Here is a 12,987-nt window from a genome sequence, read left to right as displayed (position 1 = left end):
ACGAACGGCGGGCCAATCGACGGCGGCAGCAATGCCCGTGTCAGGAGGCGAAATGCAATTCAATCGGGCGTTTTTGAAGTTGGGGGCTGCGCTCGCGGCGGTCATGACGAGCGGCGCGGTGTTGGCGGCAGGCAGCACGGGCGGGGCGAGCACGTCTCTCAGCCTCGTCGTGCCGTCGTATTTCTACCCGACCAAAAGCGCGGCAGACTGGAACAGTCTCACTGCGTCTGCTAGCCGGGTGTCGACCACCGCTATCCTGAATCCGAATAGCGGACCCGGCACGAGCGCCGATGCCAACTACGCCGCCGCCATCGCCAAGCTGCACGCGGCGGGCGGAAAGGTCATAGGCTACGTATCGACGTCTTACGCGAATCGTTCTTTGTCCGCAGTCGTGGCCGACATCAATGCGTACGTGAGCCTCTATAACGTGGACGGCTTTTTCATCGATGAGATGACTTCCGACAGTCAGACGTCGCACGTTCAGTTCTATCAGTCTGTCTATAACTACATCAAGGGACTGAAGTCGACGTATTCGGTCATGGGCAATCCGGGCACCACGATCCCCGAGGTCTACGCGAGCTTGCCGACGGCGGACCAGTTCGTCGTCTTCGAGGACAACGCCAAGAATTACGGGAAATTCCAGCCTATGAGCTGGCAAGCGGCTTATCCGAAGAGCCGTTTCGTGCACATCGTCTACAACGTAAGCGCGGCGCAAATGCCTGGCGTACTGGCGTATGCGAGAACGCATGGCGCGGGCGGCGTGTATGTGACGTCGCTGACGGCGCCGAACCCTTATAAGGGACTTCCCGCCTATTGGAACGATGAAGTGGCCAACGCCGCGGCGCAGTGAAGGAGGCGCGGCGTAGCGGGCGTGGGGCGTCGCGTTACTGCCGTCGGCCTGTGCAATAGGGATGCGGCAGTGCGATGCCTGAATCACGCGTCCTTCGGTGACCCGTTGCTCGAGGGTCGCTACGCCGAACGTGCGGGACGCGGCCGGTGCAGCAGTTTGGGCATGGTCACTCGCCGATGCGTAGGGCGCGACGAGCCCGCTTGAGCGCTTCTTTATCCTCAGGCACGAGTCGTTGCTGTTGACGCTCCCCCGGAACGCTAAGCGCGCGCCGGTCGACATAGATCGAGCTATCGCCTTCGGTTCGCACTTCGATTTCCTTTGTTCGCACCAACGTCACCGCGTGCGGACTGGCATCTCTCTCTTCCACGATTCAACAGGCCTGCCTCGCCTTCGTCCCGAACAGGCAGTCGTAGCGGCTCGCTCATTGACAACGCCGTCATACACACGCCGGTAGTCGTGACTCGATCCATGCGCGCTGTCTGACACATCCGCCAGCGTCGGCTGCGACAGTTCCCGTCGAGTCTCATGATAGTAGGACTACGCTCTCCCGGCGAAGACGCCTACGCTCTTGTAACCTGCGATTTACCGGCAAAGCCCGAAAACTAGGCCGTTGCAGCGCATCAACGAGTAAACCCTAGCTTGCCCGCGTTCCACCGTTCTCAGTATATTTTGATTGTATTACTACGCAGCAAAGGAACATCACTAGCATCCAGTCGAGCTATCCGTGGCACGCGCCGCTGCCCATATCGGTGTTGAGGAGACAACAACTATGGAAGAAGCACAGGAAGTCGCATCGCGTAGAAAGTTCCTGGCGGGTCTTGCCGCCACGGCCGGCGGCGTTGCGCTGTCGTCGGTATCGAAGCTCGGCTTCGCGCAGCAGAAAGTGTTCGTGCCGTTCAGCAACAAGAGTCTCGACTACTACTTCTTCGTCACGCAGCAGGAAGCAGTGAAGCGCGCGGTCGAAGCGAAGGGCTGGCAGTTTCAGGCCGTGAATGCGAACTTCAGCAACACGTCGCAACTGGAGCAGTGGAACAGCCTGATGCTGAAGAACCCGTCGGCGATCATCGCGGACCCGATCGACAGTCAGGCCATCGTCAGCGTCATCAAGAAGTACAACTTCAAGAAGATCCCGGTCGGCATCATCGACACGCCGGCGCTCGGCGGCGATGTCGCCATCACCGTCGACTTCGACAACAAGGCGGGCGGCGTCATGGCCGCCGAGACCATCGTGGCGGCGCTCAAGAAGAAGAACGGGTCCGCGAAGGGCACGGTCCTGAACTGCTACGGCGCGTTGCAGTCGGTCGCGTGGCGTCTGCGCAAGGAAGGCTTCGAAGAAGCGATGAAGAAGTATCCGGACGTCAAGGTCATCAGCCGTCCGACGGAAGGCTTGCTCAAGAACATGTTGTCGGTCACGCTCTCCACGCTGTCCGAGTATCCCGATCTCGACGCCGTGCACGCGCCCAGCGATTCGCCGGCGCGCGGCATCGTCACGGCCTTGCAGCAGAAGGGCAAGTGGAAGAAGGTGGGCGAGCAGGGGCATGTGATTTTCGTGAATATCGACGGCGAACCGGCCGCGCTGCAATGGATCGGCGATGGCTACATGGACGCCGTCGTCTCGCAGGACCCGATCGCCTATGCGCAGATCACGGTCGAGATGCTGGACAAGTATTCGCTCAAGGGGCAGCCGGTGCCGCACGGCGACTACCAGAACAATCAGTACTTCTGGGAGAAGGCGGTGGTCACGAAGTCCGAGACGGGACCGAGTCTCGTGATTCAGCCGTTCGTCGTCGATGCAGGCTCGGTCAAGGACAAGCGGCAGTGGGGCAACATCGCCTATAACGAATGGGGCATCCGCTATTCCTGATTCGCGCCAGTCCAGACGAGTTAAACGGCGCGCATTCAGCGCGCCGAATACGGACCGGAGACTTTCTGAATGTCGGATACACCCAGCAACGATTACATCCTGCGGACCCACGACGTCGTCAAGCGTTACAAGGCCGTGCTCGCGCTCGACCGCGTTTCGATCAACATCCGGCGCGGCACGATCCACGGTCTGCTCGGCGAAAACGGCGCGGGCAAGTCCACGCTCGTGCGGCTGATCAGCGGGCAAACGGCGCCGAGCGAAGGGCGCATCGTCCTGGACGGCGAAGATGTACAGGGCTCCGACGTTCAGGAGATGGAAGCGCGCGGTGTGTTCCTGGTGACGCAGGAACCGATGATCGTCGATTCCATGTCGGTTGCCGACAACCTGATGCTCGGGCGCTGGCCGCTGAAGCGCGGCATCACCGGTCGCGTGGATCAGCGCGCATTGATGCAAAGCGTCGAAGCCGCGCTCGAAGGCACGGATTTCGATCCGCGCATGCCCGCGCGTTCCTTGTCCGCCGTCGCCAAGCGCAAGCTCAACATCCTGCGAGCTTTGCACAGCGGCGGCAAGCTGCTCATTCTCGACGAACCGACCACCGCGCTCACGCTCGCGGACCGCGAGCACCTGTTCGACTTCATGCGCAGCCTGAAGGCGCGCGGCGTGAGCTTCGTCTTCATCTCGCACTACAACGAAGAGATTCTCGATATCTGCGACGGCGTGTCCGTCCTGCGCAATGGCAGGCTCGCGGGCGAGCACGACGACCTCTCCAAGATCGACTCGGACGGTCTGTCCGAACTCGTCATCGGGCGAGACGTGCCGCTGTTCTATCGCGAGCGGCGCGATACGGCGGCGGCCGGCCGTGAAGGCTGGCGTGTCGAGGGTCTCGCGGCGCCGGGCGTGCAGGTAGACGCGTTTTCCATCGCGCCGGGCGAGATCGTCGGGTTCGCCGGACTGCCGGGGTCGGGCGCGAAGGAATTCGCGCTCGCGCTCTTCGGCTCGAATCGCGCGACGCGCGGCCGGATCACGCATGACGGCAACACGAGCGCGCCGGCCGGTCATCCGGGCGAGGCGTTCCAGCGAGGCATCGCGTATCTGTCGGACGACCGTCATCGCGACGGGCTCGTCGGTCTGCAAAGCATCGCGCACAACATCACGCTGTCGAGCCTCAAGCACGTATCGAAGGCCGGCGTCATCGATGCGAACGCGGAACGCGGTGTCGTCGCGCGTTACTTCGAGCACTTCCGCGTGAAGGCGCCGACCGCCGAGGTGCTGCTCGGCACGCTTTCCGGAGGCAATCAGCAGAAAGTCTGCCTCGGCCGCGTGCTCGCCACGTCTCCGAAGCTGCTGATTCTCGACGAACCCACCCGCGGCATCGACGTGGGCGTGAAGGAGGAAGTGCATCGCATCATCGATACGCTGACGCGCGAGGGATTGAGCGTGATCGTCATTACGAGCGACCTCGACGAGATGGTGCGCCTGGTCGATCGCGTGTCCGTGTTCGTCGGCGGGCGCATCGAGCGCGAATACACCGGCGCGGAAATCGCGAAGGACGCCATTCTGCAGGCCGCCTTCAATGTGGAGCCGGCGTCGACCGACAGTGTTCGCGCCGAGCCGCTGGTGAATCAATCATGAGGAGACAGTCCATGCAAACACGAAGCGACCTTTCTTCGTCGCCTACGCCGGCGGCGCTCGCCGGTCATGGCGGCGCGGCGCCGGCCACGGGAAGCGGCAAGCGCGGCAAAGGCGGCGTGCAGTGGGTTTTCCAGAACGTCGTCTGGCTGTGGCTCGCGGCGCTCGTCGTCGTGTTCGGCGTGCTCAATCCCTTCTTCTTCACGCTGTCGAACCTGCAGAATGTGCTGGTGCAGGCGACCGTGCTCGGCCTGCTCGCGCTGGCCGTGTCGATGCCGCTGATGGTGGCGGAGATCGACTTGTCGATTGCGAGCAACATGGGATTTTCCGCCGCCATCGGGGCGATTCTTTCGACGCGGCTCGGGCTCACGCCCGCCGTCGGCGTGCCGTTGGGTATCGCGGTGGCGACTGCGATCGGCTTCTTCAACGGGCTGTGCGTGACGCGCCTGAAAATGGTGTCGCTCATTCAGACACTTGCCGTCATGATCGTGCTGCAAGGCTCGCTGCTCGCGGTGACGCAGGGCAACACCATCTCGGACATGTCCACCGGTTATATCTGGATCGGCCAGTACACGGTCAACAACTGGCCCGTCATGCCGATCGTGTTTCTCGTCGTGCTCATCGGCATGGGCTTCATGTTGCGCAAGACGGTGCTCGGCCGCTATCTCTACGCGACCGGCGGCAACGCGCTCGCCGCCAATTCCGCCGGCATTCGCGTGAATCGCGTGAAGGTCATCGCGTTCACGCTGTCGGGCTTTCTCGCGGGCGTCGCGGGCTATCTGCTCGCCGCATGGCAGATGGCGATCACGTCGGATCAGGGCGAAGGCTTCCTGCTCTATGCCATCGCCGCGCCGATCATCGGCGGCGTAAGCGTGTTCGGCGGACGCGGCGGCGCGCTCGGCATTCTCGGCGGCGTGCTGCTGCTGACGGTGATCCACGTCGGCCTCGCGATTACCGAAGTGCCGTCGTTCTATGTGCAGATGATCGGCGGCATTCTCATCTTCATCGCGGTCGCGGTGGATGCCATCCGCGTCAACTTCGTTTCGCAATAACCTTGATCCGGACCATGACAGAACCTCGTCAGTGCGAGATGTATATCGATGGGCGCTTCGGCAGGGAAGGCGTTCGCGAATGGATCGATGTCGTGAATCCGGCGACGGAGCAGATCGTCGCCCGCGCGCCCGATGCCGATCAGGCGACGATCGATTCCGCCGTCGATGCGGCATCGCGCGCTTTCAGAAGCTGGCGCCGCGTGAATCCGTTCGAACGCTCGCGCCTGTTGCATGCGATAGCCGATTGCATCGCGGAGGACGAACGCGCCATCGCCCTGGCGATCACGACGGAAATGGGCAAGCCGCTCGCCGAAGCGCAGGGCGAGGCGCGCAAGCTCGCCAAGGCGTTTCACTACTACGCGGAAGAGGCCGTGCGCATCTACGGCGAGACGATCCCGAATGAAGACGACGGTTTCGTCAGTATCGTGGAGAAGGAGCCGGTCGGCGTGGTGGCGGCCATTGCGCCGTGGAACTATCCGGTGGAACTGATCGGCTGGAAGCTCGCGGCATCGCTCGCGGCGGGCTGCACGATCGTCGTGAAGCCGTCGGAATTCACGCCGTCGAGCGCGGAAGCCGTGTTTCGCTGCGTGCATCGCGCGGGATTGCCGGCGGGCGTCGCGAATCTCGTGATGGGCGCGAAAGCGGCCGGCAAGCGGCTCGTCGGACATCCGCGCATCGACAAGGTGGCGTTCACGGGATCGGGCAGCGCGGGCGAGGACATCTACAAGTCGGTGCGCGGCATCACGGGGTTGTCGCTCGAACTGGGCGGAAGCTGTCCGCTGATCGTGACCGCCCATGCGGACCTCGATCTCGCGGTCGCGGGCGCGTTGCGCCGCGGGTTCCGCAACGCAGGGCAGATCTGCATTTCGATCAATCGCGCTTACGTGCAGGAAGCGGTCTATGACACCTTCCTCGAACGCCTTGTCGATGGCGCGCAGAAGCTCGTCGTCGCGGACGGCATCGCGAACGAGAAGGCCGATGTCGGACCGATGGCCACGCGCGCCGGTGTCGAGAAGGTGCGCCGTCATCTCGACGATGCGCGCGAGCGCGGCGGCCGCCTTCTGTGCGGCGGCGGCCGGCCCGAATCGATGGTGTCGAATGAACCGGGCCTCTTCTATGCACCGACGGTCATTGCCGACGGCACGCCCGACATGCTCGTGATGCACGAGGAAACGTTCGGCCCGGTGATCGGCGTGGCGCGCTACAGGACGCTCGACGACGCCATCGAGGCGGCCAACAGCACGCCCGCGGGCCTCGCGGCTTACGCGTACACCGAACATGTGCGGGAGACGTTCGCGCTCTCGCGCGAGCTGGACTTCGGCAACGTCGCCATCAACAACGTCGACGCGGGGATCATGAACGCGCCGTACGGCGGCCGCAAGCAGAGCGGCACGGGGTACGAGCACGGGCGCGAAGGCATGGAAGGCTATCTGCACCTGAAGCACGTGCGGCTGCGTCACCGCGCATAAGAGACGCACGACGACCACGCATACGCAAACGGAGCGGCCATGGAACGGTATCTTCTCGGCATCGACGTCGGCACGTCCGCATGCAAGGTCATTGCAGTGGACGGCGCGGGCAATGTCGCGGCGAAGGCCCTCGCGGCGTATCCGCTCGTTTCGCCCCGTGCCGGCTGGGCCGAGCAGGACCCCGAGCACTGGTGGAGCGCGACGCAGACCGCGCTCGCGCAAGTGCTCGACGCGCTGCCGGATCGTCGCGCGGTGGCGGGCATCGGTCTATCCGGACAAATGCACGGCCTGACCGCGCTCGACGAAGCCGACAAGGTGCTGCGTCCCGCGATCCTCTGGTGCGACCAGCGGGCGGCGCCGTATTGCGACGAGGTCACCGCGCGCGCGGGCGGTCTCGACGGTCTGCTCGCGCGGGTGCAGAACCGCATGCTGCCGGGATTCACCGCGGGCAAGCTCCTGTGGATGCGCGAGCATGAGCCGGAGTTGTTCGCGCGCATGCGGCGGATGCTGAATCCGAAGGACTATCTTCGCCTGCGTCTGACAGGCGAGCACATTACCGATGTGTCCGACGCGTCGGGCACCGGTCTCTTCGATGTGCGTCAACGCCAGTGGTCCGGCGCGCTGATGTCCGCGCTCGACTTGCCCGCATCGCTTTTGCCGCAGGTCGTCGAATCGACCGAACGCGCGGGGACGTTGCGCGGCGAACTGGCGCAGGCGTGGGGCTTGCCCGGCGATCTGCCCGTATTCGGCGGCGGCGGCGACTCAGTCATTCAGACGACGTCGATGGGCGCGATCGATGCCGGCCCGCTCGGCGTGACCATCGGGACGGCGGGCATCGTCGCGGGCGGCTTGCGTACGTGTCCCGAGGCCACTGGGCAATTGCAGATTTCCTGCGGCAATGCGCCGGGCCGCTGGCACGTGATGGGCGTGACGCTTTCCGCGGGCGGCGCGTTCGAATGGCTGCGCGGCGCGCTGCGGCGCATGACGGCCGATCTGTCTTTCGAACGCATGACGCAACTGGCGAAAGCCGCCGCGCCCGGCTGCGACGGACTGCTCTTCCTGCCGTATCTGCTCGGCGAGCGCTGCCCGCACGTCGCGGCGGACGGGCGTGCCGCATGGATCGGCCTCACGTCGACGCACGATGCGTCTCACATGATCCGCAGCGTCATGGAAGGGGTGCTGCTGAACATCCGGGCGATCGCATCGCTAGGCGCGAGCGCAGGCCTCACGTGCGACGAAGTGCGTGTCTCGGGCGGCGCGACCGGCGAGCCGCTGTGGCTGCAGATGCTCGCGGACGTGCTGCAACGCGAGGTGACCACGGTCACGGGCGCATCCGAGGGCGGCGCGTACGGCGCGGTGCTGGCGGCGGGCGTGGGCGCGGGCTGGTGGACATCGCTCGACGAAGCGGTCGGCACCCTGCGCGTGACGGGTCGCGTGAGCCCGGATGCGTCGCTCAAAGCGCTCTACGACGCACGTTTCGACACCTTCCGCACGCTGTACGACGCGCTGCGTCCGGTCTATCAACACATCGCCATGGAGAACCCGAGCCGATGACCGTCAACGAAATCATCCTTGAGGCCGAACGAACGGTCGACGCAGTCGTATTCGATCTCGATGGCACGCTCGTCGATACCGCGCCGGACATCGCAAGCGCCGTGAACCGCCTGCTCGCAACGCACGGCATCGCGCCGCAGACGGTCGGCTTCGTGGAGAAGTTCATCGGCGAAGGCTCGCACGGGCTGATCGACAAGTTGTACAAGGGGCTCGGTCTCGAACTCGATCCGGCGCGCGTCAGCGCCGACGTCGAGACGTATCTGTCCATCTACAAGCAGCATCCGGTCGAGAAGGCGACGCTCTACGCCGACGCGCTCGAGGCGATTCCCGCGCTGCATGCGGCCGGCGTGAAGCTCGGCGTCTGCACGAACAAGGCGCAACAACTCGCGCAGGCGGTGCTCGCTCACTTCGGCATCGACAGGTACTTCAGCGCGGTCGTCGGAGGCGATATGCTTGCGCAGAGAAAGCCGCATCCCCGGCATTTGCTGATGACGCTCGAACAGATGGACGCCGCGCCCGAGCACACGCTCTATATCGGCGACACGCGCATCGACGCGCAGTGCGCACGCGACGCGCAGGTTCGCTGTCTGATCGTCAACTGGGGCACCGGGCCGGATGTTCCCGTGCCCGATGACAGGCGGCTCGATTCCTTCGCCGAGTTAGTGACGAGGTGCGCCGCGCTCAATGCGTCGCGCCTGCCGGGAGCCTGATGAGAAACGACCTGCTGCGCCGTATCGCGCTTGAACACCCATCGTTGACGGGCGCGACGCTGCGCATCGCCGATGTATTGCTGGGCGCGCCCGAAGCCGCGCTCAAGATGAGCATGGCCGAGTTGTCGGAAGCGGCGCAGACCAGCGACCCGACCGTGGTGCGCTTTTTCCGCCGCTTCGACTGCGCGGACTATCAGGACTTCAAGGTCCGGCTCGGCCAGGGCCTGATACCGCAGGCGCCGTTCGATTACGAAGCCATCACGAACACGGACACGCCCGCGAGCGTGTGCAGCAAGATCGTGAACAATTCGCTGCATGCCATTCAACGCTTCGCGCGTGACGTGGATTCCGCGGCCATCGAGCGCGCGACGCAGTATCTGATCGATGCGAAGGGCATCTTCCTGTTCGGCCTCGGCATCTCGGAGACCATCGCCTTCGATGCCGAGCACAAGTTCTTTCGCCTCGGGCTGCATTGCCGCGTCGTGCTCGAAAGCCAGCGTCAACTGCTGCTCGCGCCGACCTTGCGCAACGACGAAGTGGCGGTCTTCTTCTCGCATTCGGGCTCGACCAAGTCGCTCGTGATGGCGGCCGCGATGGCGAAGGGCAAGGGCGCGGTGACCATCGCGGTGTGCGCGCCGGGCTCGCGGCTCGCGCAAACCTGCGACCTGACCGTCGCCGTGCCCGCATACGAGAACACCGAGCTATACACGCCGCTCACGGCGCGCATCAATCATCTGCTCGTGGTGAACATGCTGGTCGCCATGCTGGGCTTGCGGCAAGGGCGCGAACTGCCCGACAACCTCGCCGCGCTCGACCCGTGGTTCACCGACAAGTTCATGGATTAGCCCTTGTTTCAGGGGTGTTTCGATAACAACGGAGACGCAATTGGGTACGCATATCGAACCGGGCTATGCCCGACTGGAGCCGCAATCGAAGCAGGACGAGGCGAAGCTCGTCTCGGGCATCAAGGCGGTCGACCACTATCTCGCGCCGGGCATGAAAGTGGGGCTCGGCTCGGGCACGACGTCGCACTGGTTCGTGCGTGCGCTCGCGCCGCGCGTGAAGGACGGGCTCGATATCGTCGGCGTGCCGACATCGAACGCGACGCGCGAACTGGCGATCGAGCTCGGCGTGCCATTGACCGACCTCGGGCAGATCGACCGGCTCGACGTGACCATCGACGGCGCGGACGAGATCGATCATCAGGGCAGCATGATCAAGGGCGGCGGCGCGTGCCTGCTGTGGGAGAAGATCGTCGCGGCGGCGTCGCGCAAGATGGTCGCGGTCGTCGACGACAAGAAGGTCTTCGATACGCTCGGGCGTTTTCCGCTGCCCATCGAAGTCATCCAGTTCGGCTGGCAAAGCACGGAGCGTCTGCTGCGCGAGCTTTTCGTATCGGCGGGATTCGATGCGGGCATCAGAATAGAACGGCGCATGAAGAACGGCGCGCTCGTGGTGACGGACAGCGGCAACTGGATTCTCGACTGCCATCTCGAAGCCATTCCCGATCCGCTCGCGCTCGCGCCGCGCTTCAACGCCATTCCCGGCGTCGTCGAGCACGGCCTCTTTACCGGCATCGCGAGCGAGATGATCGTGGGTCATGCAAACGGCACGGCGAATATCGTCGTATTCGACGGAGCGCGCCAATGAGCGAGATCGCAAAGGAAGACACTGGCGCGACGCTCGACGTCTTTCGTCTGGACGGCGAAGTCTGCGTCGTCACCGGCGCGGCGCAGGGCATCGGTCTCGCGATAGCGAAGGCGCTGCGCAATGCCGGCGCGACGGTCGTCATCGCCGACCGCGAAGCGACGCTCGGGCAGCGCGCCGCCGACGCAATCGCAGGCAGCTTCGTCGCGCTGGACGTGACGGATTCATCATCGATCGATGCGGGCTTCGATGCGATCGTCGCCAAGCACGGCAGACTCGACGTGCTGGTCAACAACGCGGGCGTCGTGAAGAATGCGTCCGCGCTCGAAACCGACGACGCCGCGTGGCGCGCCGTGCTCGCCGTGAACCTCGACGGCGTGTTCTATTGCTGCCGCACCGCCGCGCGTCACATGTCGCGGCAAAAGAGCGGACGGATCGTCAACATCGCGAGCATGAGCGGGAGCATCGCGAACAAGCCCCAGCCGCAGGCATCGTATAACGCATCGAAAGCGGGCGTCATTCATCTCACGCGTTCGCTCGCCGTAGAATGGGCGGCGGACGGCATCCGCGTGAATTCCATCTCGCCGGGTTATGTCGGCACCGAACTGACCAAGCGCGGCTTCGAAAACGAGGCATGGCGCAAAGTCTGGCTCGACTACACGCCGCTCGAACGCATGGCGACGCCCGATGAGATCGCGCCGGGCGTCGTCTTTCTCGCGTCGCGTGCGAGCGCGTTCATGACGGGATCGGACATTGTGATGGACGGCGGCTATACGGTCTGGTGATGCAGCCACTCACAAGATGAACGGAGACGATGAACCTATGAGCGCACTCGATGCAATCCACGCATTGCGCGACGCCCTCGGCGCGGATGTGGTGGCCTTGCCGGAAGAATTCGGCGACAAGCGCGTGGTGGACTGGAGCGGCTTGCCAGGCGCCGTGCCGCTCGCGCTGGTCCGTCCGCGCGATACCGACGAAGTCGCGCAGGCGCTGGCGATCTGCACGCGCTACTGTCAGCCCGTGGTGACGCAAGGCGGCCTGACGGGTCTCGTCGGCGGCGCGAACCTGCGTGGCGGTGAAATTGCGCTAAGTCTGGAGCGCATGAACCGCATCGTCGAAATCGATGCTGTCTCCGCGACCATGACGGTCGAAGCGGGCGTCGCGCTGCAAACGGTGCAGGAAGCGGCGAGCGCCGCCGGGTTTTACTTCCCGCTCGATCTCGGCGCGCGCGGCAGTTGCGCCATCGGCGGCAACCTCGCGACCAATGCAGGCGGCAACCGCGTCATCAAGTACGGCATGATGCGCGACCAGGTGCTGGGGCTCGAAGCGGTGCTCGCGAGCGGCGAAGTCATCGGCGGACTCAACAAGATGATCAAGAACAACAGCGGCTACGATCTTCGCCATTTGTTGATCGGCAGCGAAGGCACGCTCGCGGTCATCACGCGTGCCGTGCTGCGTCTTCGGCCGAAACCGACGGCCACTGCGACCGCATGGTGTGGCTTGCCCGACTTCGCCGCCGTCACGACGCTCCTCACGCGCGCACAGGCGCAACTGGCAGCGGGCGTATCGGCGTTCGAAGTGATGTGGGCGGGCTATCACGACGCGGTGATCGCCAACCTCTCCGCGCTGCGCGCGCCGCTTGCCGAGGCGCATCCGTTCTACGTGCTGCTGGAAAGCGTCGGCACCGATCCCGAGCGACACAACGAAGCCTTCGAGGAATTTCTCGGCGGCATGCTCGAAGCGGGCGTGGTGACGGATGCGGCCATTGCATCGTCGGAAGCGCACGCCCGCGATTTCTGGGCGATCCGCGATGCGCCCGGCGAATATCAGCGCTTCATTCCGAATCACGCGGCCTACGACGTGAGCTTTTCGATCGCGCAGGCAGGCGTCGCCGCGGAGCGTTGCGAAGCGCGTCTGCGCGAGCAATGGCCCGACGCGCTCGTGATGACCTACGGCCATCTGGGCGACGGAAATATCCATATCGTCGTGGATGTGCCGAGCATGGGCAAGCACGATCACGACGAGATCGACCGTGTCATATACGACGTCACGCGCGAGTTCGACGGCTCGATCTCGGCCGAGCACGGCATCGGCACGAAGAAGCGCGATTATCTTCCTCGAAGCCGCCGCGAAAGCGATATCGCGGCGATGCGCGCGATCAAGTCGGCGCTCGATCCGCTCGGCATTCTGAACCCCGGCAAAGTGGTGTGAC

At 64.4% G+C, this 12,987-nt stretch carries 11 protein-coding genes; all 11 read left to right on the top strand.

Annotation, left to right across the window (positions count from 1 at the left end; genetic code table 11):
* The first annotated feature begins 52 nt into the window (after nt 1-52).
* The 11 genes from NCR37_RS26725 (at nt 53) to NCR37_RS26675 (ending at nt 12,986) form a co-directional block, all read left to right on the top strand.
* Nucleotides 53-850 carry a spherulation-specific family 4 protein gene (locus tag NCR37_RS26725; RefSeq protein WP_502800600.1) on the top strand — a complete coding sequence of 266 codons (798 nt, stop codon included), beginning with the start codon at nt 53-55 and terminating at the stop codon, nt 848-850.
* A 769-nt stretch (nt 851-1,619) separates the two neighbouring features.
* On the top strand, nt 1,620-2,714 hold the full coding sequence (locus NCR37_RS26720; RefSeq protein WP_250475816.1) for a sugar ABC transporter substrate-binding protein: 1,095 nt from the start codon (nt 1,620-1,622) through the stop codon (nt 2,712-2,714).
* 69 nt (nt 2,715-2,783) lie between these two features.
* Complete coding sequence (locus NCR37_RS26715) at nt 2,784-4,346, top strand: sugar ABC transporter ATP-binding protein (RefSeq protein ID WP_250475815.1); 1,563 nt, start codon at nt 2,784-2,786, stop codon at nt 4,344-4,346.
* Between the two features lie 11 nt (nt 4,347-4,357).
* A complete protein-coding gene (locus NCR37_RS26710) occupies nt 4,358-5,395 on the top strand; it encodes an ABC transporter permease (RefSeq protein WP_250475814.1) in 1,038 nt (345 codons plus the stop codon).
* Nucleotides 5,396-5,409: 14 nt separating this feature from the next.
* The gene (locus NCR37_RS26705) at nt 5,410-6,864 is read left to right on the top strand and encodes an aldehyde dehydrogenase family protein (protein WP_250475813.1); all 1,455 of its coding nucleotides are present in this window, start codon (nt 5,410-5,412) and stop codon (nt 6,862-6,864) included.
* A gap of 39 nt (nt 6,865-6,903) precedes the next feature.
* Nucleotides 6,904-8,418 carry a xylulokinase gene (xylB, locus tag NCR37_RS26700; protein ID WP_250475812.1) on the top strand — a complete coding sequence of 505 codons (1,515 nt, stop codon included), beginning with the start codon at nt 6,904-6,906 and terminating at the stop codon, nt 8,416-8,418.
* Nucleotides 8,415-9,128: an HAD-IA family hydrolase gene (locus NCR37_RS26695; protein ID WP_250475811.1), complete on the top strand. Its 714-nt coding sequence runs from the start codon at nt 8,415-8,417 to the stop codon at nt 9,126-9,128. The genes xylB and NCR37_RS26695 overlap by 4 nt, the downstream gene beginning before the upstream one ends.
* On the top strand, nt 9,128-9,973 hold the full coding sequence (locus tag NCR37_RS26690; RefSeq protein ID WP_250475810.1) for a MurR/RpiR family transcriptional regulator: 846 nt from the start codon (nt 9,128-9,130) through the stop codon (nt 9,971-9,973). Before NCR37_RS26695 ends, NCR37_RS26690 begins: the two co-directional genes overlap by 1 nt.
* Before the next feature lie 40 nt (nt 9,974-10,013).
* Complete coding sequence (rpiA, locus tag NCR37_RS26685) at nt 10,014-10,778, top strand: ribose-5-phosphate isomerase RpiA (RefSeq protein WP_250475809.1); 765 nt, start codon at nt 10,014-10,016, stop codon at nt 10,776-10,778.
* A complete protein-coding gene (locus NCR37_RS26680) occupies nt 10,775-11,560 on the top strand; it encodes an SDR family NAD(P)-dependent oxidoreductase (RefSeq protein WP_250475808.1) in 786 nt (261 codons plus the stop codon). Before rpiA ends, NCR37_RS26680 begins: the two co-directional genes overlap by 4 nt.
* A 37-nt stretch (nt 11,561-11,597) precedes the next feature.
* Nucleotides 11,598-12,986: an FAD-binding oxidoreductase gene (locus tag NCR37_RS26675; protein ID WP_250475807.1), complete on the top strand. Its 1,389-nt coding sequence runs from the start codon at nt 11,598-11,600 to the stop codon at nt 12,984-12,986.
* Nucleotide 12,987 lies beyond the last annotated feature (1 nt).

The organism is Caballeronia sp. GAFFF1, assembly GCF_023630705.1.
GTDB lineage: Bacteria > Pseudomonadota > Gammaproteobacteria > Burkholderiales > Burkholderiaceae > Caballeronia.
The sequence above is the reverse complement of the archived record's forward strand: the minus strand, read 5'-3'. Positions and strand labels throughout refer to the sequence as shown.

Bases quoted from the DNA above. Each gene is read 5' to 3' on its own strand.
- NCR37_RS26675 (WP_250475807.1), top strand. From the start codon at position 11,598: ATGAGCGCACTCGATGCAATCCACGCATTGCGCGACGCCCTCGGCGCG.
- NCR37_RS26710 (WP_250475814.1), top strand. From the start codon at position 4,358: ATGCAAACACGAAGCGACCTTTCTTCGTCGCCTACGCCGGCGGCGCTC.
- NCR37_RS26725 (WP_502800600.1), top strand. From the start codon at position 53: ATGCAATTCAATCGGGCGTTTTTGAAGTTGGGGGCTGCGCTCGCGGCG.
- NCR37_RS26695 (WP_250475811.1), top strand. From the start codon at position 8,415: ATGACCGTCAACGAAATCATCCTTGAGGCCGAACGAACGGTCGACGCA.
- xylB (WP_250475812.1), top strand. From the start codon at position 6,904: ATGGAACGGTATCTTCTCGGCATCGACGTCGGCACGTCCGCATGCAAG.
- NCR37_RS26690 (WP_250475810.1), top strand. From the start codon at position 9,128: ATGAGAAACGACCTGCTGCGCCGTATCGCGCTTGAACACCCATCGTTG.
- NCR37_RS26715 (WP_250475815.1), top strand. From the start codon at position 2,784: ATGTCGGATACACCCAGCAACGATTACATCCTGCGGACCCACGACGTC.
- NCR37_RS26705 (WP_250475813.1), top strand. From the start codon at position 5,410: ATGACAGAACCTCGTCAGTGCGAGATGTATATCGATGGGCGCTTCGGC.
- NCR37_RS26680 (WP_250475808.1), top strand. From the start codon at position 10,775: ATGAGCGAGATCGCAAAGGAAGACACTGGCGCGACGCTCGACGTCTTT.
- NCR37_RS26720 (WP_250475816.1), top strand. From the start codon at position 1,620: ATGGAAGAAGCACAGGAAGTCGCATCGCGTAGAAAGTTCCTGGCGGGT.